The organism is Nocardia otitidiscaviarum (assembly GCF_007362295.1).
GTDB lineage: Bacteria > Actinomycetota > Actinomycetes > Mycobacteriales > Mycobacteriaceae > Nocardia > Nocardia otitidiscaviarum.
In genome coordinates, this window is the sequence record NZ_CP041695.1 from 831504 (window position 1) to 853129 (window position 21626).

Annotated in this window: 15 protein-coding genes and 1 pseudogene; 8 read left to right on the forward strand and 8 right to left on the reverse strand. The window is 68.4% G+C overall.

The genetic code is table 11. The features are described 5' to 3' along the window. Nucleotides 1-80 precede the first annotated feature (80 nt). Nucleotides 81-2171, reverse strand: coding sequence for an NAD(+) synthase (locus FOH10_RS03645; protein WP_143979621.1), 2091 nt, complete (start codon nt 2169-2171; stop codon nt 81-83). Between the two features lie 303 nt (nt 2172-2474). Here FOH10_RS03645 and ahcY point away from each other — a divergent pair, with 303 nt between their 5' ends. After that, entirely contained in the window at nt 2475-3950 is a 1476-nt protein-coding gene (gene ahcY / locus FOH10_RS03650; protein WP_186000703.1) for an adenosylhomocysteinase, read from the forward strand. A 115-nt stretch (nt 3951-4065) separates the two neighbouring features. Here ahcY and FOH10_RS03655 read toward each other — a convergent pair whose 3' ends face one another. Then, nucleotides 4066-5169 (reverse strand): glycerophosphodiester phosphodiesterase, encoded by a 1104-nt coding sequence (locus tag FOH10_RS03655; protein ID WP_143979622.1) that lies wholly within the window; start codon nt 5167-5169, stop codon nt 4066-4068. Nucleotides 5170-5271: 102 nt separating this feature from the next. Between FOH10_RS03655 and FOH10_RS03660 the strand changes: the two genes are divergently transcribed. From FOH10_RS03660 to FOH10_RS03690, 7 genes and pseudogenes are all read left to right on the forward strand, one after another. Continuing rightward, a complete protein-coding gene (locus FOH10_RS03660; protein ID WP_143979623.1) occupies nt 5272-5919 on the forward strand; it encodes a dTMP kinase in 648 nt (215 codons plus the stop codon). Between the two features lie 79 nt (nt 5920-5998). After that, nucleotides 5999-6676, forward strand: coding sequence for an MtrAB system response regulator MtrA (gene mtrA, locus FOH10_RS03665; RefSeq protein WP_029931579.1), 678 nt, complete (start codon nt 5999-6001; stop codon nt 6674-6676). Continuing rightward, nucleotides 6673-8268: pseudogene (gene mtrB / locus FOH10_RS03670) on the forward strand (MtrAB system histidine kinase MtrB); the annotation flags it as partial. The gene mtrA and the pseudogene mtrB, both read left to right, overlap by 4 nt. Nucleotides 8269-9287: 1019 nt before the next feature. Continuing rightward, nucleotides 9288-11102: an MtrAB system accessory lipoprotein LpqB gene (gene lpqB / locus FOH10_RS03675; protein WP_143979624.1), complete on the forward strand. Its 1815-nt coding sequence runs from the start codon at nt 9288-9290 to the stop codon at nt 11100-11102. Nucleotides 11103-11460: 358 nt separating this feature from the next. Further along, nucleotides 11461-12105, forward strand: a complete 645-nt coding sequence (locus tag FOH10_RS03680) for a ComF family protein (protein WP_143979625.1) — start codon at nt 11461-11463, stop codon at nt 12103-12105. Between the two features lie 267 nt (nt 12106-12372). Then, on the forward strand, nt 12373-13011 hold the full coding sequence (hpf, locus tag FOH10_RS03685) for a ribosome hibernation-promoting factor, HPF/YfiA family (protein ID WP_085996472.1): 639 nt from the start codon (nt 12373-12375) through the stop codon (nt 13009-13011). A gap of 128 nt (nt 13012-13139) precedes the next feature. After that, a complete protein-coding gene (locus tag FOH10_RS03690) occupies nt 13140-14432 on the forward strand; it encodes an acetyl-CoA C-acyltransferase (RefSeq protein WP_143979626.1) in 1293 nt (430 codons plus the stop codon). A gap of 12 nt (nt 14433-14444) precedes the next feature. Here the strand turns inward: FOH10_RS03690 and bluB are convergent, their stop codons facing one another. From bluB to FOH10_RS03720, 6 genes are all read right to left on the reverse strand, one after another. After that, entirely contained in the window at nt 14445-15116 is a 672-nt protein-coding gene (gene bluB, locus FOH10_RS03695) for a 5,6-dimethylbenzimidazole synthase (RefSeq protein ID WP_244961578.1), read from the reverse strand. A 110-nt stretch (nt 15117-15226) separates the two neighbouring features. Then, nucleotides 15227-16480 carry a fatty acid desaturase family protein gene (locus FOH10_RS03700; protein WP_143979628.1) on the reverse strand — a complete coding sequence of 418 codons (1254 nt, stop codon included), beginning with the start codon at nt 16478-16480 and terminating at the stop codon, nt 15227-15229. 95 nt (nt 16481-16575) lie between these two features. Next, on the reverse strand, nt 16576-17997 hold the full coding sequence (locus FOH10_RS03705; protein WP_143979629.1) for a fatty acid desaturase family protein: 1422 nt from the start codon (nt 17995-17997) through the stop codon (nt 16576-16578). Nucleotides 17998-18102: 105 nt separating this feature from the next. After that, nucleotides 18103-19236, reverse strand: coding sequence for a ferredoxin reductase (locus tag FOH10_RS03710; RefSeq protein ID WP_186000704.1), 1134 nt, complete (start codon nt 19234-19236; stop codon nt 18103-18105). Nucleotides 19237-19438: 202 nt separating this feature from the next. Further along, entirely contained in the window at nt 19439-20095 is a 657-nt protein-coding gene (locus FOH10_RS03715) for a DUF6912 family protein (RefSeq protein WP_143983842.1), read from the reverse strand. Nucleotides 20096-20153: 58 nt separating this feature from the next. Then, a complete protein-coding gene (locus tag FOH10_RS03720; protein ID WP_143979631.1) occupies nt 20154-21575 on the reverse strand; it encodes a WS/DGAT/MGAT family O-acyltransferase in 1422 nt (473 codons plus the stop codon). Nucleotides 21576-21626: the final 51 nt, after the last annotated feature.

The following is a 21626-nucleotide window of genomic DNA, read 5'->3' on the forward strand; positions in this document are numbered from 1 at the left end:
TCCGGGACAGTCACTTCGCCCAGCGCCGCTCCCGCCGTGCACCGCCTCAGCGATCTGCTCCGCGGCGCGTGCACACTCCCTCAGCGGTCCGGCACGTTGCGGTGCAGTTCGTCCAGCCACGCGGCGGCCGAGGCGTCGCTCGGCGCCCGCCAGTCCCCGCGCGGGGACAGCGACCCACCCGATCCGACCTTGGGCGCGTTCGGCAGGGTGGAGCGCTTGAACTGGCTGGTCTGCACGAAGCGGTGCAGGAACTCGCCCAGCCAGTGCTTGATGGTGGCGAGGTCGTACTCGTTGCGCTGGTCGGCCGGGATCAGGTCGGGCCAGCGCCCTCGGGTGCGATCCCCCCACGCGTGCCGCGCCAGGTAGGCGATGCGGCTGGGCCGGTCACCGAAGCGCAGCAGATGGTAGAGGTGGAAGTCCTGGAGTTCGTAGGGCCCCACGGTGGCCTCGGAGCTCTGCGCGGGCGCGTCGCTGTCGCCGGGAATGAGCTCCGGTGAGATCTCGGTCGCCAGAATGGATTTCAGCACCTCGCTGGCCTCCGGCCCCAGACCGTCGGTGTCGATGGTCCACGCCACCAGGAATTTCACCAGCGTCTTGGGTACCGACGCGTTCACGCTGTAGTGCGCCATGTGATCACCCACGCCGAAGGTGCACCAGCCGAGGGCCAGTTCGCTCAGATCGCCGGTGCCGACGACCAGCGCCCGGTGCATATTGGCCAGCCGGAATAGATGTGAGGTGCGGTCCCCGGCCTGCACGTTCTCGTAGGTGACGTCGTACTGCGGCGCACCCTCGGCGGCCGGGTGCCCGAGATCCCGCAGCATCTGGGTGGACGACGGCCGGATGTCGATCTCGTGCGCCGTCGCCCCCACCGCGCGCATCAGCCGGCGCGCGTCCTCCAGGGTGCGGGTGCTGGTGCCGAAGCCGGGCATGGTGTAGGCCAGCACATTCGAGCGCGGCAGCCCCAGCCGGTCCATGGTCTTGGCGGCGACGATCAGCGCCACGGTGGAGTCCAGGCCGCCCGACACCCCGATGACGACCCGCTGCGAGCCGGTGGCCGCCATGCGCGTGCTCAGGCCCTCGACCTGGATGTGGTGCACTTCGGCGCAGCGCTCGTTGCGGCTGGCCGGATCGGCCGGGACGTAGGGGAAGCGCGGGATCTCCCGGCGCAGCGGCACCGCGCCCGCGGGCACCGGCAGGCCGAGTTCGATACGCCGGAAGCGGCGCAGCCGGTCGCGGTGGTCGTGCACATTGTCGGCGAAGCTGGTCATGCGCAGCCGGTCGGCGGCCAGCCGGTGCAGGTCGATATCGGCCGTCACCAGCTGGGGCTGTGCGGCGAACCGTTCGCCCTCGGCCAGCAGATTGCCGTTCTCACAGATGAGGGCCTGCCCGTCCCACGCCATATCGGTGGTCGACTCCCCGTGTCCGGCGGCCGAATACAGGTAGGCGGCCATATATCGCGCGGAATGCGAGGTGCACAGCTCGCGGCGGTAGTCGGCCTTGCCGATGACGATATTGCTGGCGGACAGGTTCACCAGCACCGTGGCTCCCGCCAGCGCGGCGAATCCGCTGGGCGGCAACGGCACCCAGCCGTCCTCGCAGATCTCCAGGTGGGCGACGAAGCCGGGCACGTTCGCGGCCTGGAACAGCAGGTCGTCGCCGAACGGAACCCGTTGTCCGGCAATGGTGATGTGATCGTCGAGCGATTCCCGTGCCGCCGCGTACTGCCGTTTCTCGTAGAACTCCCGGTAGTTCGGCAGATAGCTCTTGGGCGCGGCGCCCAGTACCCGCCCGCCCTGGATCACGATGCCGCAGTTGAACAGTCGCCCCTGCGTCCGCACCGGTGCACCCACCACCAGCACCGTGGCGATATCCACGCTCTCGGCCACGATGCGCGCCAGCGCCGCCCCCACCGCGTCGTCGAGCGCGTCCTGATGGAACAGATCGTCGGCGGTATAGCTCGACAACCCTAACTCCGGGAACACGGTCAGCACCGCCCCGCGCTCGGCCGCCTGCCGCGCCAGCACCAGCGTCTGCTCGGCGTTGTAGGCCGGATCGGCCACCCGCACCCGCGGTACGGCCACCGCCACCCGCGCGAACCCGTGTCGATACAGCGAATCGAACGGCAGTTGCTGTGTCACCGGCGGCCCCTTACGTCCCGGCCAATCGATCATGCTCGCCCGCAAATCTACCCATGCCCGCCCCGGAAACCCACCAACCGCCCCGCAGGTCCCTGCCTCGGCCGGTCCGATCCGCCGGGCACCCGCGGCGGCCAGGCGAGTTCGCCGCCGCGGCCCGCTGTACGGCCGGCGATCGGCTCGGCAGCATGAACCCGGCCCGTCTCCCGCCGGGGTCCGGGGCGGCAGCCCCGGGACCGATCTCATCGACCCCCGGTAGGGGGTTTCCGGGGCGCAGCCCGGGAAAGCGTCGTGAGTTGGACTAGCCTTGCCTGGGAAGCAGCCGACCAGGAGAGGCAGATGACGACCGCAGTGTCCAGCATGATGACCCCCGATGTCCGCAACGGGATCGATTACAAGGTGGCGGACCTGTCACTGGCCGAGTTCGGCCGCAAGGAGATTCGCCTGGCCGAGCACGAGATGCCGGGCCTGATGGCGCTGCGTCGCGAGTACGCCGACGTGCAGCCGCTGCGGGGTGCGCGGATCTCCGGTTCGCTGCACATGACCGTGCAGACCGCGGTGCTGATCGAGACCCTGGTCGATTTGGGCGCGCAGGTGCGCTGGGCGTCCTGCAACATCTTCTCCACCCAGGACCATGCCGCCGCGGCCGTGGTGGTCGGCCCGCACGGCACCGTGGACGAGCCCAAGGGCACCCCGGTCTTCGCCTGGAAGGGCGAGACCCTGGAGGAGTACTGGTGGGCCGCCGAGCAGATGCTCACCTGGCCCGATGAGCCCGCCAACATGATCCTCGACGACGGCGGCGACGCCACCATGCTGGTGCTGCGCGGCGCGCAGTTCGAGAAGGCCGGTGTGGTCCCGCCCGCCGACGAGAACCACTCCGCCGAGTACACCGTGTTCTTGAACCTGCTGCGGGAGCGGTTCGAGACCGACAAGGGCAAGTGGACCGCGATCGCCGAGTCGGTCAAGGGCGTCACCGAGGAGACCACCACGGGCGTGCTGCGCCTGTACCAGTTCGCCGCCGCCGGTGAGCTGTCCTTCCCGGCCATCAATGTCAACGACTCGGTCACCAAGTCCAAGTTCGACAACAAGTACGGCACCCGCCACTCCCTCATCGACGGCATCAACCGTGGCACCGATGTGCTCATCGGCGGCAAGAAGGTGCTGATCTGCGGGTACGGCGATGTCGGCAAGGGCTGTGCGGAGTCCATGGCCGGTCAGGGCGCGCGCGTGCAGGTCACCGAGATCGACCCGATCAACGCGCTGCAGGCGCTGATGGACGGCTTCGACGTGGTCACCGTGGAGCAGGCCATCGGCGAGGCCGATATCGTCATCACCTCCACGGGCAACAAGGACATCATCCTGCTCGATCACATGAAGGCGATGAAGGACCAGGCCATCCTGGGCAATATCGGCCACTTCGACAACGAGATCGACATGGCCGCCCTGGAGCGCTCCGGCGCGGCGCGGCTCAATATCAAGCCGCAGGTCGACCTGTGGACCTTCCCGGATTCGGGCAAGTCCATCATCGTGCTGTCCGAGGGTCGTCTGCTCAACCTGGGCAATGCCACCGGACACCCCTCGTTCGTCATGTCGAACAGCTTCTCCAACCAGGTCATCGCGCAGATCGAGCTGTGGACCAAGCCGGAGGAGTACGACAACGAGGTCTACCGCCTGCCCAAGGTGCTCGACGAGAAGGTCGCCAAGATCCACGTCGAGGCCCTCGGCGGCACCCTGACCAAGCTCACCAAGGACCAGGCCGAGTACATCGGCGTGGACGTGGAGGGCCCGTTCAAGCCGGAGCACTACCGGTACTGAGCCGCGACGGGTTTCACGCCACGGCGTGAGACACCCGGGGTAGAACGACGATTCGGCCGGTCATCGATCGATGACCGGCCGAATCGGGTTTTCGGGCCGCCCGCGTAGACCGGTCCTACCGGGTGTAGCTCGCGGGCAGCGGCATGCCCTTCTCCCGCATCACCTCGCGCGCCCGGTCGGGGTAGTCGGTGATGACGCCGTCGACGCCCTGGTCGATCACCGCCGCCAGGGTCGCCTTGTCGTTGACGGTCCAGGGGACCACCCGCAGGCCCAGCTCGTGTGCGCGGCGGACGTACGCGCTGTCTGTGACGAGGGTGAAACCGGCGTCACCGAGCTTCGCGTCGCTGTCCCAGGGGTTGACGTAGCTGGGGGACGCGATATCCGCGCCGAGGGCCTTGACGGCGGCCAGCGGATCGTCGCGGTGGTCCTCGTAGCGGATCGGCCCCAGCCACGCGCTGCCCGCCGTGAACGTGGAGTCGTCGTACAGGGCGACGGTGGGCACGGCCGGGTTCTTCGCCTTCACCAGCGGCAGGCTGCGCCAGTCGAAGCTCTGGATCTCCACCTTGTCGGTCGCGCCCGCCGCGTCCACGGCGGCCAGGATGACGTCGACGAATTCCTCGGGGGTGGCCGATTCGTCGCGGTCCTCCGCCTCGATCTTGGTCTCGATGTTGTAGCGCAGCCCCTCGAATGCGCCCGGATAGGTTTTCACCAGGTCGAACAGCTCGGGCAGGGTGGCGATGCGATTGCCCGGCAGCTCCTGGGCGGTGGGGAAGTCCGCCAGCCTCTTACCGCAGTCCAGGGTCTGGATCTGGGTGTAGGTGAGGTCGTGCACCAGCTTGCCGACGTACGGGTACTGCGGGTCGTCCGGGGTGGCGGGGGCGGTGTCGGAGCACTTCTCGTCCTCGATCTCGGGGTCGTGCCAGATGAGCGGCACCTTGTCCCGGGTGAGCACGATATCGAGTTCCAGTGTGCTGACGCCCAATTCGATGGCCTTGGCGAAGCCGGGCAGTGACTCCTCGATGGTCAGCCCGCGGCCGCCGCGATGCGCCTGTAGATCGAAGGGGCGATTCGGGTCGGCCGCGGCGCTCGCCGCGGAGGTGGTCGGCGCGGTGGAGTCGGGGTCGTCGGAACCGCAGGCGGTCAGCGCTAGGGCGGCCACCGCGACGCCGAGGGCGGCGACCGTCCGTGTCGTCGTGGACCTGGCGTGGAGGGAGGTCATGACCGGGGATGGTAGCAATCACGTGGCTATTTCGAGTGGTCGCGGCGGTGAATTGTCCGGTCACTCGCACCGTTGTCGCCGGCATTCGGTACTCTCGCGGCCATGGGAGCGTTGGTTGCGGTGGAGGGTCTGGACGGCGCGGGCAAGCGCACGCTCACCGATGCCGTCGTGACCGCCCTGCGGGCACGTGGTCTGCGGGTGGCCACGCTGGCCTTTCCGCGCTACGGCCGCAGCGTGCACGCCGACCTCGCGGCCGAGTCGCTGCGTGGTGGCCACGGCGACGTCGCCGCCTCCGTACACGCCATGGCGCTGCTGTTCGCCCTCGACCGGGCCGATGCCCGCGACGAATTGTCGAAGCTGTTGGTCGACAACGATATCGTGCTGCTCGACCGCTATGTCGCCTCCAATCTGGCCTATTCGGCCGCCCGGCGGGAACAGGATTCCCGCGGTGAAATCGCCCGCTGGATCGAGGATTTGGAGTTCGGCCGTTTCGAACTTCCGGTCCCGGATCTGCAGGTCCTGCTGTCGGTGCCGACCGAGGTGGCCGAGGAACGCGCGCGCAAACGCGGCGAAGCGGACACGGCGCGGGCGCTGGACGCCTACGAAAAAGACGGTGGACTACAGCGTCGCACCGCTAAGGTCTATTCCGAACTCGCCGAAACGCAGTGGCGCGGACCATGGTGGGTGCATCGGAGCGGTGACGATCCGGCAACACTTGCCGCGCGTCTCGCGGAAATTGTTGCTGGATAGGGTTGGATGTGCGCCGGAGTAATCACGACTGTCGGCGAGGCGACCCGAACAGAGCCGGAAGGGTGACAACATAGTACTTATGAAGCCGAAGATTCTGGTCGTCGACGACGATATGGCGCTCGCCGAGATGCTCACGATCGTCTTGCGCGGCGAGGGGTTCGATCCCCATGTCGTGGGCGACGGTACGCAGGCGCTCACCGCGGTCCGGGAATTACGTCCGGATCTGGTGTTGCTGGATCTCATGCTGCCCGGCATGAACGGCATCGACGTGTGCCGGGTGCTGCGCGCGGATTCGGGCGTGCCCATCGTGATGCTGACGGCGAAGACCGATACGGTCGACGTCGTCCTGGGTTTGGAGTCGGGGGCTGACGATTACATCGTCAAGCCGTTCAAGCCCAAAGAACTGGTCGCTCGGGTGCGGGCCCGCCTGCGCCGCACCGAGGAAGAGCCGCAGGAACTGCTCTCCATCGCCGATATCGTCATCGACGTGCCCGCGCACAAGGTGACCCGCGGCGGACAGCAGATCTCGCTGACTCCCTTGGAATTCGATCTGCTGGTGGCGCTGGCCCGCAAGCCGCGTCAGGTGTTCACCCGTGAAGTGCTCCTGGAACAGGTCTGGGGTTACCGGCACGCCGCCGATACCCGCCTGGTCAATGTGCACGTGCAGCGGTTGCGCGCCAAGGTGGAGAAGGATCCCGAGAACCCTGAGATCGTGCTCACCGTACGAGGCGTGGGTTACAAGGCCGGACCGCCGTGATCGCTGGCTCCAGAAACCGCGTCGAGCGGTGGCTGGCAGCGGTGGTGGCCTGGTTTCGCAATCTCGGAGAGCAACTGGGCCACATCTGGCGGCGTTCGCTGCAATTGCGCGTCGTCGTGTCCACACTCACCCTGTCGCTGATCGTGATCACGATCTTGGGCGTCGTGCTCACCTCCCAGATCACCGACAGACTGCTGGACGCGAAGATCAACGCGGCTGTCGAGGAGATGAGTCGCGCCCGCAATACGGTGCAGTCCACCCTCTCGGGTGTGCATGATTCGAGTACCCCGCTGGTGCGGCTGGACGATGCCCGCCGCGCCTTGTCCGCGGGGAGCAGTACCAGCGGCGGAAGTGGCGGCGCGGCGGGCAGTTACGATTCCGCGCTCGCCATGTACGGCGACAATCACCGCGAACTCACCGCCGGGCCGATTCAGGAGATCCCGCCGGAACTCCGGCATTTCGTGCAATCGAATCAGGTGAGCTACCAGTTCGCGACCATCACCGACTCGGAGGGCCGCCGCGGCTCGGCGCTCATCATCGGCAGTCCCTCCGCCGAGATCGATTCGCTCGAAATCTATCTCGTCTTCCCGCTCAGCAGCGAGGAACGCAGCCTGTCGCTGATGCGCGGCACCATGCTCATCGGCGGCGTGGTGCTACTCGTGCTGCTGGCCGCCATCACCGCGCTGGTGACGCGACAGGTGGTGCTGCCCATTCGATCCGCCGCGCGGATCGCCAGCCGCTTCGCCGACGGCCGCCTCAAGGAGCGCATGCTCGTGCGGGGCGAGGACGATATGGCGCGCCTGGCCATGGCCTTCAACGAGATGGCGGAAAGCCTCTCCAACCAGATCACGCAGCTGGAGGAGTTCGGAAACCTCCAGCGCCGCTTCACCTCCGACGTCAGCCACGAGCTGCGCACCCCGCTCACCACGGTGCGCATGGCCGCCGACCTCATCCACGGCTCCAGCGACGATCTCGATCCGGCGCTGGCCCGCTCGGCCGAACTGCTCGTCAACGAACTCGACCGCTTCGAGGGACTGCTCAACGATCTGCTCGAGATCAGCCGCCACGACGCGGGTGTGGCCGAACTCCAGGTGGAATCGCTGGATGTGCGGATGTGCGCGCGGGCGGCGGTGTCCACGGTGCGGCATCTGGCCAAGGAGACCGGCGTCGAGCTGGTGGTGGACATGCCCGAGGAACCGCTTGTCGCCGAGGTGGATCCGCGTCGTGTGGAACGCGTGCTGCGCAATCTGCTGGCCAATGCCATCGACCACAGCGAGGGCAAACCGGTGCTCATGCGGGTGCGCGGGGACGCCGACGCCAACTCGGTCGCCTTCGTGGTGCGCGATCAGGGCGTCGGCCTGCGGCCGGGTGAGGAGAAGATGGTCTTCAACCGGTTCTGGCGCTCGGACCCCTCGCGGGTGCGGCGTTCCGGCGGAACGGGTTTGGGGCTGTCGATCAGCGTCGAGGACGCCAATCTGCACGACGGCAAGCTGGAGGCGTGGGGCGAGACCGGCGTCGGAGCCAGCTTCCGCCTGACCCTGCCCCTGGTGCGCGGCCGCAAGCTCGGCGCCAGCCCGCTACCGCTGGAACCGCCCAAGCGTCGCGGCGGCCCGCCCGCCGAGCCCCCGCCCCCGGAGGTCGGAAACCTCACCGAGGCCGCCGGATTCGTCTCCGCGGGCCCCGACGCCCCCACCCGCCCCATGACCCGGGTGGCCGACGAATCCGCCTACCGCACCGACTCCTTCCCCCACCTCGGCACGGAACAGGTGGCCCCGCCGGAAAGCCCGGCCCCCCAGCCGGATCCATCCGCGACTGCGCCGAATGTGCCGGGCACTCAGCCGGATGTGCCGGGTGTTCGGCCGGATGTGCCGGGCGCTCAGTCGGATGTGCCGGGCACTCAGCCGGACACCCGGCCGGACGCGTCGCGTAGCCGACCGGAGGGATCGGGCAGCCACGCGGATGCGTCCGGGACTAGATCCGGTTCGTCGGTGACTCGGTCGGAGTCGGTCGGTACGTCGGACTCGCCGGGTGCCGAGTCTGGATCGTCGGCGGCCCAGCCGGGTTCGGGTGCGGTGCCGGATTCCACTGACACGTCGGCGGATTCGTCCGGTGCATCCGAGATCGGATCGGATGCGTCCGGGGACTCGGCTGATTCGGCCGCGCGGGCGTCCGATGCGTCCGAGGACGGGTCTGGTTCGTCCGAGAGTCGACCGGAGGGGCCGGGTACTCCGCCCGGCCCGGACGCGGGGCGGCCGCACGCATCGGATGCTCGGCCCGGTGCGTCCGACGGGCGGTCCGAGTCGACCAGCGGACCCGATTCGACCGGTGCGCCGCGCGGGTCGTCCGGTGTGTCGGACGGGGCCGACGGTGCGGCCGGAGGCGCGTCGGACGCGCGTGCCGATTCGGCCCCGGCGGGCACCGCGTTCTCGTGGGGGTCGGCTGGCGGACCCGCCCACTCGGCGGGTACCGACTCGGCTCTCCCCGCTTCCCGGCGCGCGCATGGTCGCGATCCCGGTGCCGATTCCGATCGCCAGCGGCCTGCGGGCACGGTCGGCTCGGGGTCGGACGGTCCCGATGACAGCGTGCTCACCGAGTCAGGGGACGGGAAAGCATGAGATTGCGCAGAATCGGGCTGCTGGCCGTGCTGGTCGGTTCGCTGTCTGGCATGGTCGGCTGTGCCCAGCTGCCGGACTCCTCGGCCCCGCAGGCGCTCGGCACCCTCGACCGGCAGCCGACCAGCACCGAACCGGCGCCGCCCATCGTCGGGCGCGAGCCCGAGGCGCTGTTGCAGGACTTCGTGCAGGCCACCGCCGATCCGGCCAACCGGCATCAGGCGGCGCGCCAGTTCCTGACCCCGGCGGCGGCGGTCAACTGGGACGACGCCGAGGGCACCACCATCATCGAGAAGCCGGACACGCTGCGGGAGTCCCGCACCGAGGACACCGCCACCTACGTCATCCGCACCCGCAAGATCGGCGAACTCGAGGCCGACGGCTCCTACCGGGTCGCCGACGGCACCCTCGAGGACAAGGTCAAACTTGTCAAGATCGACGGCGAATGGCGCATCGACGACCTGCCCACCGGCGTCCTGATCGAGCGCAGCGCCTTCAACAAGTCCTACCGGCGGCACGCGCTGTACTTCAGCAATCAGGCCGGGACGGTCATGGTGCCCGACCTGCGCTGGATCGCCGCGCCCAAGGAACAGCTCACCCAGAAACTGCTGGGCCTGCTCGCCGAGGGCCCGCAGCCCGCGCTCACTCCCGCGGTGAAGAACGTGCTGTCCGGCCCGGTCAGTCTGCGCGGACCGGTCACCAAGGCCAATGGCGAGCAGGAAGCCGTGGGCGTCGGCGCGGGCGGCGTGCTCATCGACTTCTCGGGCGCGGCGGGGCTGGACACACGATCCAAGGAACTGCTGGCCGCACAGGTGGTGCTCACCCTGTCGGAGGCCGAGATCTTCGGACCGTTCATGCTGCTCGCCGATGGAAAACCCCTGGATGAGCGGTACGCCCTCAATGGCTGGACCCGCCAGGACGTCGAAGCGCTGAGCCCGTCCGAGGCGGCGCGCAACCGCATCGGACTGCACGCGGTGCGGGACGGCTCGCTGGTGCGGGTCACCGACAACGGGATCGTGCCCGCGCCGGGCTTCTTCGGTACCACCCGCACCCTGCAATCGGTGGGGCTGTCGCCGGACGGGCAGTTGGTCGCGGCGGTCGCGGATTCCGGTCGCCCCGAACCGGAGCCGGGCCGCACCCTGATCATCGGCACCTATGACGGCACCGGCTTCCCGGTGGCGACGGGCGGTCTGATCACCCGACCGTCCTGGACCTCCGACGGCACCTCGGCGTGGGCGGTGGTGGACGGGGAACGGGTCATCCGGGCCGTGCACGACCGCGCCAGCGGGAACGTGTCGGTGCAGGACGTGGATATCTCCGCCCTCATCGCGCCGGTGGCGAGCGCCACCGGCGCGCTCACCCCGCGCCTGCCCATCACCGATCTGCGCATCTCCCCGTCGGGTGTGCGCGCCGCCCTCATCGCGGGCGGCAAGGTGTATCTGGCCGTGGTGGAGCCGCGTCCCGAGGGCCGCTACGCGCTGACCGCGCCGCTGCCCATCGCGCCCGAGTTGAGCACCGCCGCGGTCTCGCTGGACTGGTACACCCAGAACACCCAGATGGACAGCGTGATGATCGCCCGCGAAGGCACGGTCGATCCCATCGTCCGCGTGCCCATCGACGGTTCCGGCCTCAACTCGGTCACGAGTCAGAACCTCACCCCGCCGCTCCGCGTCGTGGCCGCGGCCTCCGACCGCCAGTACGTGGCCGACGCCCGCGACGTCATGGAACTCACCAGCAGTGCCGAAGGCGGCGAACGCTATTGGCGCGTGGTGCCGGGCCTGGGCGCGAACGCCATTCCGGTACTGCCCGGCTGAATCGCCCCGCCGCGACGACCGACAGGAGTGGTCCGCCCGCGACGAGCGGCAGGAGTGGTCCGGTCGTGACGACCGACAGGGTGGGGCCGGGGTATTGCGACCGGGTCGGCAGGGAGCCTTGCGACCGGGTGGGGCCTCACGAGGCCCGGGGAAGCGGCTCGCGGTGGCGTCGGCGGTGTGGTGGCGACCGATTCTTCCCCGGCGTGTGCCCGCCGCCCAACCGCATGGCGAGCGGGGACACAATCCGACTCGCTTGCGGGTCGGGAGCGCCGCCGGTGTCACCCCGCTAGACGGGCAAACGTGGCGTTCGGGGGTGAAAACGCCGGTGGGCAAGGCCCCGGCGGGTGACACTGGGGGCATGGGGGAGCTGCTCGATCTGGTGCTGCCGCGGACGTGCTGCGGATGCGGCGCGGGTGGGTTCGGCTGGTGTGCGGAGTGCGCCGTGACACTGGCGGGTCCACCGGTGCGGGCGCGTCCCCGCGCCGATCCCGGGGTGCCCTGCTGGGCGCTGGCACCCTATGCCGGTCCGGCGCGGCGCGCGGTGCTGGCCGTCAAGGAGCAGTGCCGCCGGGAGCTGGCCGATCCGCTGGGATTGGCGGTGGCCAGGGGACTGGACCGGTTGCGCGACCACGCACGGCCGCTGGTGCTGGTGCCCGCGCCCAGTCGCCGATCCGCCGCGCGTCGGCGCGGGGGCGATCCGGTGGTGCGCACGGCGCTCGTCGCAGCGAGTTGGCTGCCGGATTGCCGGATGGCACGGCTGTTGCGGACGCGGCCGGGTGTGCGGGATTCGGTCGGCCTGTCGCCGGGCGATCGGGAGCACAACCTGCGCGGCCGGATCATCACTGCCCGGCCGTCCCGACACGCGGTGCCGATTCCGGCAAATGCCGAGGTAGTGCTGATGGATGACGTGTTGACCACCGGGGTTACCGCCCGCGAATCGGTGCGCGCGCTGACGGGTGCGGGCGTGCCGGTCCGAGCCGTGTTCGTGACCTGTCGAGCTTGACTGACAGAAATTAGCGTGAACACTGGCGGAACGATCGCTGGCGTACTAGCGTCGCGATCAGACACCCGAACCGAGAGTTTGGAGGTGGCGCCTCGGACATCACGTGCCGAGCGAGTCTTCGATCGGCACACGTTTCAATCCCGCCGCACGAGCGGATTGTGCGGCCAGATCCGGGAGGTACGCGTGACGACTTCTTCACGACCTTCAGTGAAAGACGCAGACACTGCGGTGCTGGAAGCCCCTGTCCCCGAGGATGCCCCCAAGGGCATGAAGGCGGATGTGGTGGTCAAGGGACGCAATGTCGAGGTTCCCGACCATTTCCGAATTCACGTCGCGGACAAGCTTTCCCGTTTGGAACGCTTCGACCCGTCGATATTCCTTTTCGACGTGGAGCTGTTCCACGAACGCAACCGTCGTCAACGCAAGAGCTGCCAGCGGGTGGAGATCACCGCGCGTGGCAAGGGCCCGGTGGTACGGGCGGAGGCCTGTGCCGACAGTTTCTACGCCGCCCTCGAGTTGGTCGTCGCGAAACTCGAGAGCCGATTGCGCAAATTGAAGGACCGCCGTCGCGTCCATCACGGGGAGAAGACCCCCATTTCGGTCGCGGAGGCCACGGCCGGACTCATCGATGATTCCCTGTTCGCCTCGTCGAACGGGAACGGTGCCGCGAAGGCCCACGATCATGCCGCCGAGGCGGTCGACGAGGGCCAGGAGTACGCGGGACCCGGCCATATCGTGCGCACCAAGACACACCCCGCGATTCCGATGTCCGTCGACGACGCCCTCTACCAGATGGAGCTCGTCGGCCACGACTTCTTCCTCTTCCACGACAAGGAGTCCGACCAACCGTCGGTCGTCTATCGTCGCCACGCCTTCGACTACGGCCTGATCCGGCTCGCTGAGTAGAACGGCGTTTTCCACCCGCTACCGGCCGGGGCGCAGCGCCCCGGCCGCTTGCTGATACACGCTGTATCGCCTTTCTTCTTACTTTCCAGTAAGTTGGTGGTCACAGGATTCGCTGGAAAGGAAATCCCATGGCTACCAAGGGTGCTCGCCGTGCTGTCATCGTCTCCGGGGCTCGGACGCCGTTCGTCAGGGCGTTTTCCGACTACACCCGGATGGACTCCATCGATCTGGCCGATACCGCGGTCCGCGGACTGCTGGCGCGCACCGGGCTGCCCAAGGCGGCCGTGCAGGCCATCGTGTGGGGTGGGGTGATCCTGCCCGGCGCCGCGCCGAACATCGCCCGCGAGATCGCCCTGGACCTGGAACTCGATTCCGGGTGCGAGGGCTACACGGTGACCCGCGCCTGTGCCTCGGGCTTGCAGGCGGTCACCTCCGCCGCGGCCGCCATCGAGCGCGGCGAGTACGACATCATGATCGCGGGCGGCTCCGATTCCACCAGCAATGCCGAGGTCAAGCTGCCGCAGAAGGTGGTGCACGCCGCCGCCCCGCTGGCCCTGGGCAAACCCAAGCCGAAGGACTATCTCGCGGCGGTCGCGCAGCTCGCCCCGTTCGTCGACATCGTGCCGCGCCGCCCCAAGATCCAGGAGCGCACCACCGGCGAGGTGATGGGGGAGTCCGCCGAGAAGATGGCGCGCATCCACGGCATCACCCGTGCCGCGCAGGACGAGTTCGCCGTCCGCTCGCACCACCGCGCCGCCGCGGCCATCGACTCCGGGCGTTTCGACAGCGAGGTGCTGTCGGTGACCACGCCCGAGGGCAAGACGGTCACCCGCGACGGGCTGGTCCGCCCCGGCACCAGTGTCGAGAAGCTCGCCACCCTCGCACCGGTTTTCGCGAAGGACGGCACCGTCACCGCGGGCAATGCCAGCCCGCTCACCGACGGCGCGTCCGCGGTGCTGCTGATGAGCGAGGACAAGGCCTTCGAACTCGGCTTCGAACCCCTCGCGGCCTTCCGTTCCTGGAGCTACGTCAGCGTGGACCCGCGCGATCAGGTGCTCATCGGCCCGGCCATCTCCATGCCCCGCGCCCTGGACAAGGCTGGAATGTCGCTGTCCGACGTCGACCTGGTGGATATCCACGAGGCGTTCGCGGCCCAGACCCTGTCCGTGGTCTCGGCCCTGGCCAGCACCGACTGGGCCAAGACCCGCCTGGACCGCGACACCGCCGTCGGTGCGATCGACCCGGCCACCCTGAACGTGCACGGCGGCTCGGTCTCCCTCGGCCACCCCTTCGGAGCGACCGGCGCCCGCATGGTCACCACCATGGCCAACGAGTTGGCCCGCACCGGCAAATCCACCGCCCTGCTCGGCATCTGCGCGGCGGGCGGCATCGGCGCATCGGCGGTGCTGGAACGGGTCTGACCCGCTGGATGCTCAGGCCCGCTGCTCGCGGCTCGGGAACCGCTCCCAGTGCACGGCCGCCTCGAGCGGGCGGCGGTTCCGCCAGCCGAATCGCTCCAGATCCGGGATCTCCTGGAATTCCCGCACCGGCCCCACGCACAGCCAGGCCACCGGCTTCACACCCTCGGGAACGCCGATCAATTCGGCGAGGTACGGGGTGTCGTAGAAGCTCACCCAGCCCACGCCGACGCCCTCGGCGGTGGCGGCGAGCCACAGGTTCTGGATGGCGAGAATGGTGGAGTAGAGGCCGGTTTCCGGGACGGTCGCGCGGCCGAGCACGTGGGTGCCGCCGCGCGACTGATCGTGGGTGACGACGATGCCGGTGCCGGACTCGACAATGCCCTCGATCTTGATCGGGTCGAAGGTGCGGGCGCGGTCCTCGGGCAGCGAGGCGTGGAAGGCCCGCCGCTTGTCGGCCACGTGGTCGGCGAAGGTGCGCAGGGTGTCCCGATCGCGCACCACCACGAAATCCCACGGCATCGAATTGCCGACGCTGGGTGCGCGATGCGCGGCGTCCAGAATGCGCAGCAGGGTCGCGTCGTCGACCACCGCGCCGGTGAACTCCGCGCGCACATCCCGGCGCAGACGGATCACGTCGTAGACGTTCGGATATTCGGCGGGGGCAAGCGGACCTTCAGCACACACGTCCATCAGTGAACCAGGAGGTTTGCCGGGCGGCGCGCCCGACCTCCGCAGCCCCCCGCGACGCCCCCTGCCGGTGAGGCGGGGGGCGTCGGGATCCGATCCGGGACTGCTCAGCCGACCAGGGCCGGTTCCTTGCGGCGGGTGATGCGGCGGCGACCCTCGGCGAGGGCGGTGCGCAGCCCGCGGCGACGACCGGTCGCCGGGTCCACCGCCGGTGCGCCGCCGAACGCCTTCTCCGACTTGGTCTCCGGGGCGTCGTCGGTGGTGTGGCGCAGGTACTTGTTGGGCAGCGAGAGCTTCATGATGGTGCGCCATGCCTTGGCGTACTGCACCGGCAGCGAACCGGTGGTGTAGGGCAGGTCGTACTTGTCGCACATGGCCCGCACCCGCACGGCGATGGACGCCAGTCGGTTGGAGGGCAGGTCGGGGAAGAGGTGGTGCTCGATCTGGTGCGACAGGTTGCCGGTCATGAAGTGCATGAGCCGTCCACCGGAGATATTGGCGCTGCCCAGCATCTGCCGCAGGTACCACTCGGCCTGGGTCTCGGTCTCCACATCGCGGCGGGTGAACTTCTCCGCGCCGTCGGGGAAGTGCCCGCAGAAGATCACCGCGTTGGTCCACACATTGCGAATCACATTGGCGGTGAGATTCGCGGTGAGCGTGCCGAAGAACGCCGGGCCGGTGAGCAGCGGGAACAGCAGGTAGTCCTTGCCCGCCTGCTTGGCGATCTTCTTCAGCACGAGTGTGCGGTCCTGCTCGAACTGGATGCGCTCGGGGCTGCCCGGCTCCCACTTCTTCTTGGCGACCTTGCCCAACTCCAGGTGCTGGATCGCCACACCGTATTCGAAGAACATCTGCAGCAGCAGGTTGTACACCGGCTGGCCCAGGTAGAACGGCGACCACCGCTGATCGCGGGTGACCCGCAGCAGTCCGTAGCCGATGTCGTCGTCCATGCCCAGCACATTGGTGTACTTGTGGTGCAGGAAGTTGTGGGTGATCTTCCAGTGCTCGGCCGGGCCGACATTGTCCCATTCCCAGCTGGTGGAATGGATTTCCGGATCGTTCATCCAATCCCACTGGCCGTGCATCACATTGTGGCCGATCTCCATATTCTCGATGATCTTGGCCGTGGACAGCAGGGCCACACCCGCGAACCAGGCGGGCGGGAAGAGGCTCGCGAACAGCACCGCGCGGCCGCTGATTTCGAGGCCGCGCTGCAACCGGATCACATTGCGGATGTACTTGGCGTCGCGTTCGCCACGAGACGATTCGATCTCGCGGCGAATCGCGTCCAGTTCCGCGCCGATGGCTTCGACATCCTCGGGGGTGAGATGTGCGTATTCCTTGACATCCGAGATCGCCATGGTGGTTACACTACCGTAGGTTACGGTCCCGTAGGTTGCCTACGAATGAATCCCTACCGTGTCGAAGAACGCATTGCTTTCGATATCTGACTGTGTTAGTAATCGCGGCGCAGGAAACGCGACAGCGACCGGCCCCGCTCACTGTTGCGGGCCTTCTCGCGCAGCACTTCCTTCTCCTGGCGCGCCTTCTCCTTCAGCGCCGCCCTGGCCTCGCGCAGCACTTCCTTCTCGTGCCGCGCCTTCTCCTTCAGCGCCACCTTGGCCTCGGCCATGGCCGACCGCAGTCCCTGACGCTTACCGGTGACCGGGTCGACGGGCCAGTGATGTTCGACCAGCCACTCGTCACTCGGCATCGACGGCATCGACGGCAGTGATGGCAGCGTGATGCCCGCGAACTTGCGCTCGGACGAGGTCTCCGGTGCGTCGTCGGCGGTGCGCTTGAGGAATCGGTCCGGCAGCGCGAGTTTGTGAATCGTCCGGAAGGCCAGCAGATACTGCTTGCCCAGCGAACCGGTGGTGTAGGGCAGGTCGTACTTGTCACACAGTTCGCGCACCTTCATCGAGACCTGGTGGTACCGATTGCTCGGAATGTCCGGGAACAGGTGATGCTCGATCTGGAAGCTCAGATTGCCGCTCATGAACGCCATCACCGGACCCGCCTCGAAATTGGCGCTGCCCAGCATCTGCCGCAGGTACCACTCGCCCTGCGTCTCGTTCTCGAACTGTTCCTGAGTGAACTTCTCGGCCCCGTCCGGGAAATGGCCGCAGAAGATCACCGCGTATGCCCAGAGATTGCGCACCAGATTCGCGGTGGCATTCGCCTTGAGTGTCTGCTTCCACGCCGGGCCGGTGAGCGCCGGGAAGATCACGAAGTCCTTGGCGACCTGACGGCCCGCCTTCTTGAAGAACTCCTTGTTCGGCTCCGACAGCACCTGCTTGGGATCGGTCCCCAGATGCTCCTTGACAATGGACAGATCGTGCAGGGCGATACCCCACTCGAACAGCGCCGCCAGCACCAGATTCCCGACCGGCTGGGCGAGATTGCGCGGTCGCCACTCCTCGTCGCGGGTCATGCGCAGAATGCCGAAGCCCACGTCGTGGTCCATGTCCACGATATTGGTGTAGGTGTGGTGGGAGTAGTTGTGCGCGGCCTTCCACTGCGCCGACGTCCCGGTCATATCCCACTCCCAGGTGGTGGAGTGGATCTCCGGGTCGTTCATCCAGTCCCACTGCCCGTGGCTGATGTTGTGCCCGAGCTCCATGTTCTCGATGATCTTGGCGACCGAGAGCAGGGCGGTGCCGGTGATCCAGGCCCAGCGCTTCTTGGAGAAGAACAGCGTGGCGCGCCCGGCGGCCTCCAGTGCCCGCTGGGCCGCGATCGTCCGGCGGATGTATTTGGCGTCGCGCTCGCCGAGGGAGAGTTCGACCTCACGGCGAATGGCGTCGAGCTCCTGACCCAGGGTCTCGATATCCGCTTCCGTCAGGTGTGCGAAAGCTTTGATGTCGGTGATTGCCACCGGCGGATCCTTCCATGATTCGAGTGCCCCGAACCGGGACGCGCGTCGCAGATCGCGCCGTGTCCGGCACCGTGCTCGACTGCCATCGAGGGTACAGGCGTCGGCTCACACATCCAGGGTGCAGTCGCCCGCGGCGGCGGAGATGCAGGTCTGCACCTTGTCCCCGGCGCGATGTTCGTTGCCGTTGCGCAGATCTCGGACATGACCGTCGGTAATGGTCACCACGCAGGTCTGGCAGATGCCCATGCGGCAGCCGAACGGCATGCGCACGCCCGCGCCCTCACCGGCCTGAAGCAGACTGGTCGCCCCGTCGATCTCCACGCTGCGGCCGGTCTTGGCGAAGGTGACGGTGCCGCCCTCGCCGACCGCCGAGCGTTCGATCTCGAAGCGCTCCACATGCAGCCGCTCCCCGATACCGGCGGCGGCCCAGTGCTTTTCGGCGGAGTCCAGCATGGCGGCCGGGCCGCAGGCCCAGGTGTCACGTTCACGCCAGTCCGGGACGCGCCGGTCCAGTTCGGCCAGGTCGAGCTTGCCGTGCTCGCCGGTGAAATGCAGGTCGGCGGTGAAACTCGGGTGCCGCTCGTGCAATTCACGCAGTTCCTCGCCGAACATCACATCGTCGGGAGTGCGGGCGGAGTGCACATGCACCACATCCGGCACCACCCCGCGCCGGTCCATGGTGCGCAGCATGGCCATGACCGGAGTGATGCCCGAGCCCGCGGTGAGGAACAGCACCTTGGCGGGCGGCGGCTCGGGCAGCACGAAGCCGCCCTGCGGCGCGGCCAGCCGCACCACGCTGCCGACCGGGACGCCCGACACCAGGTGGCTGGAGAGGAAACCCTCCGGCATGGCCTTGACCGCGATGGAGATGAGCCGCTTGGACCGATGGCCCGGATCGGTCCAATCCGGGGGACAGGTCAGCGAGTACGAGCGCCAGTGCCAGCGGCCGTTCACCAGAACGCCGATGCCGATGTACTGGCCCGGCTCGAACTTGAAGTCGAAACCCCAGCCCGGCTTGATCACCAGCGTGGCCGAATCGGCGGTCTCCTTGCGCACCTCCACGATGCGCCCGCGCAGCTCCCGCGCCGACCACAGCGGATTCACCAGGTGCAGGTAGTCGTCCGGCAGCAGCGGCGTGGTGATGCGGGCCGCGGCCCCGCGCAGCGCCTCCATCCGGGTGCGCCCCGCCGGACCGTGTTCGGCGACCGGAGCCTCCAGCCACTCCCGCAGCCCTCGCATACCCCCAACTTTCAAACCCATGATCGCGGACGCTCTTCCTCGTCATCGTGTGCGCTGCTCGAGCGCTGTGCTTCTCCCGCGGCCGACCTCGTTGCCACCGCCGCGGCGCAATCGGCGCGCATCCGCACGCCTCCGCCGCCAAGGTTACGGCATCGTAGGTTACGGTGCCGTCGCCGCCGAGGGAAGAGGTCTTTCGTCAGCGCTACAGCAGGTCCAGCAGGAACGGCAGTTCCTGGGTGGCGTACCAGGCCAGTTGGTGGTCCTCGGCGTCGCCGAGCACGAATTCGGCGTCCGGATCGCCCATATCGGCGGCGTCGATGACATCCACCGCCTTGGCCACGGCGGGTTCGGCCTCCACCAGGTCCAGATGCACGGAGGCGACGCGGTTCCAGGTGATGGGGCCGCTCAGCCGCACCACCGCGTCGTCGAGGTCCGGGCGCAGGGTCGCGCCCTCCACATCGGCGGCGACGACGGCACGGCGGTAGACCGGGCGGTGTGAGACGTCGGCCGGGGCGGGGGCGTCGGCGGTCGCCGGATCCAGCACAGCGTCGGCGTCATCGCGACCGTCGGTGTCCGCCGAGTCGCCGGCGTCGTCCGTCCGGTCCGCGACATCACCGGCATCGTCGGTGGCACCGGACCCGCCGGCCGCGTCACCGTCGTCCCCGGTGCCGTGCAGTTCGTCCGCGGCCCGGTCGTCGGCGAGCAGTCGCAGCGAGGCGCGCGCGGCCTCGCCCATGGCGACCTCCGCCAGCTCCTCGTCATCGCCGGAGGCGTACGCCTCGCGCAGGGCGGGGGTGACCGCGAAGGCGGTGTCGTTCACCGCCCGCAGCTCCCGCTCGGTCACCAGCTCCCGCAGCATGGCCACGGTGACGGGCACGTAGACCCGTAGCTTCCCGGATACGGCGCGGTGGGACGACTCACTGGACGCAGGCACCGAGCATCTCCTCCATCGACTCGTGCACCGACGCGGTCAGCACCGCGATATCGGCCATCGCGTCGCGATCGGCATTGAGCCCGTAGAACACGCGCCCGTCGTAGGACGTGATCCCGATGCTCAGCGCCTGATAGCGCAGCAATGGCGATACCGGATACATCTCCAGCATCCGCGCGCCGCCGATGTACATCGGCCGCTGCGGACCCGGCGCGTTGGTGATCACCAGATTGAACGTGTGTTCTGCGAACGTACTCGCTGCCCGCACGCTCATGGCATGCAGGCTCGCCGGGGCGAATCCGGCCATGTGCACCAGGGTCCGCGCGCGCACGCCGTGCTGATGCTTGGTGTGCACCTCGGTGGCGTGCCTGAGGTGCGAGAGCCGGATGACCGGATTCGGTTCGCCGACCGGCAGATCCACCAGCAACGAGGTCACCCGACCGGCCGGTTTCAGCTGCCCGTCGGGGCCCTCGGAGTACACGCTCATCGGCACCACGGCCCGCAGCGCCGAGGATTCGGTGAGCACCTCGCCGCGCGAGAGCAGCCAGTTGCGCAGCGCGCCGGTGACCACCGAGAGGACCACGTCGTTGATGGAGCAGTCGAATCTGCGGCGGATCTTGCGGTAGTCCTCCAGATCGGTGCGCGCCACCTCGAACCGTCGATTGCGCGAGGTCCGGGTATTGAGCGGACTGTCGGCGAAGCCGACCGCGGCGGCGCGCACCATGGACACCATCTTCTTCACGGCCTTGCCGGTGGCGTCGACGAAGGCGAACGCCTCCGCGCCCTGGTGGCGGAGGACATCGAACGCCTCCCGCGGCTGGGTGGCCAGGTGCAGGATCGCGCCGATCAGCAGTTCCAGGTCGGCGGGTTCGCGATGCGGGGTCCAGGCGTCGTCGGCGAGTTCGCGGGGCGCGGCGGAGGAGTCCAGGATCACATGCCCGATCTCCAGTGCGGCGTCACCGTCCACCAGTGCCGAATGCGTTTTGGTGAAGACCGCGCAGCGTCCCCCGGCCAGCCCCTCGACCAGGTACATCTCCCACAGCGGCCGGGTGTGGTCGAGCGGATGGGAGGCCAGCCGGGCGACCAGATCGTGCAACTGCGCGTCGGTCCCGGGTTCCGGCAGCGCCGAGCGGCGGATGTGATAGGTGATGTCGAACCGGGCGTCGTCCACCCAGACCGGACGGCCCAGCGCGAACGGGATCTCGCGGACCTTGCGCCGGTAGCGGGGGACCAGCGGCAGGCGGGCCTCCACCAGTTCGACGAGCCGGTCGTAATCCAGCGGCCGCCTACCGGAGTTCCCGGTGGAGCCGGGATTTCGCAGAATCGCGAGAGAGCCGATGTGCATCGGGTTGCTACTCGATTCGAGCCGATAGAACGACGCGTCCTGCGGCGTCAGTCTGGTGATCACGCTGCCCGCTACTCCCTGCTTTTCCCTGCCGACCCGCACTCATCCTGCCGT

Coding starts and splice junctions, on each gene's coding strand:
- lpqB (WP_143979624.1), top strand. CDS start 9,288: ATGAGATTGCGCAGAATCGGGCTGCTGGCCGTGCTGGTCGGTTCGCTG.
- FOH10_RS03660 (WP_143979623.1), top strand. CDS start 5,272: ATGGGAGCGTTGGTTGCGGTGGAGGGTCTGGACGGCGCGGGCAAGCGC.
- mtrA (WP_029931579.1), top strand. CDS start 5,999: ATGAAGCCGAAGATTCTGGTCGTCGACGACGATATGGCGCTCGCCGAG.
- FOH10_RS03690 (WP_143979626.1), top strand. CDS start 13,140: ATGGCTACCAAGGGTGCTCGCCGTGCTGTCATCGTCTCCGGGGCTCGG.
- FOH10_RS03700 (WP_143979628.1), bottom strand. CDS start 16,480: ATGGCGATCTCGGATGTCAAGGAATACGCACATCTCACCCCCGAGGAT.
- hpf (WP_085996472.1), top strand. CDS start 12,373: ATGAAGGCGGATGTGGTGGTCAAGGGACGCAATGTCGAGGTTCCCGAC.
- FOH10_RS03710 (WP_186000704.1), bottom strand. CDS start 19,236: ATGCGAGGGCTGCGGGAGTGGCTGGAGGCTCCGGTCGCCGAACACGGT.
- FOH10_RS03680 (WP_143979625.1), top strand. CDS start 11,461: ATGGGGGAGCTGCTCGATCTGGTGCTGCCGCGGACGTGCTGCGGATGC.
- FOH10_RS03655 (WP_143979622.1), bottom strand. CDS start 5,169: ATGACCTCCCTCCACGCCAGGTCCACGACGACACGGACGGTCGCCGCC.
- FOH10_RS03645 (WP_143979621.1), bottom strand. CDS start 2,171: ATGATCGATTGGCCGGGACGTAAGGGGCCGCCGGTGACACAGCAACTG.
- ahcY (WP_186000703.1), top strand. CDS start 2,475: ATGACGACCGCAGTGTCCAGCATGATGACCCCCGATGTCCGCAACGGG.
- FOH10_RS03715 (WP_143983842.1), bottom strand. CDS start 20,095: ATGCTGCGGGAGCTGGTGACCGAGCGGGAGCTGCGGGCGGTGAACGAC.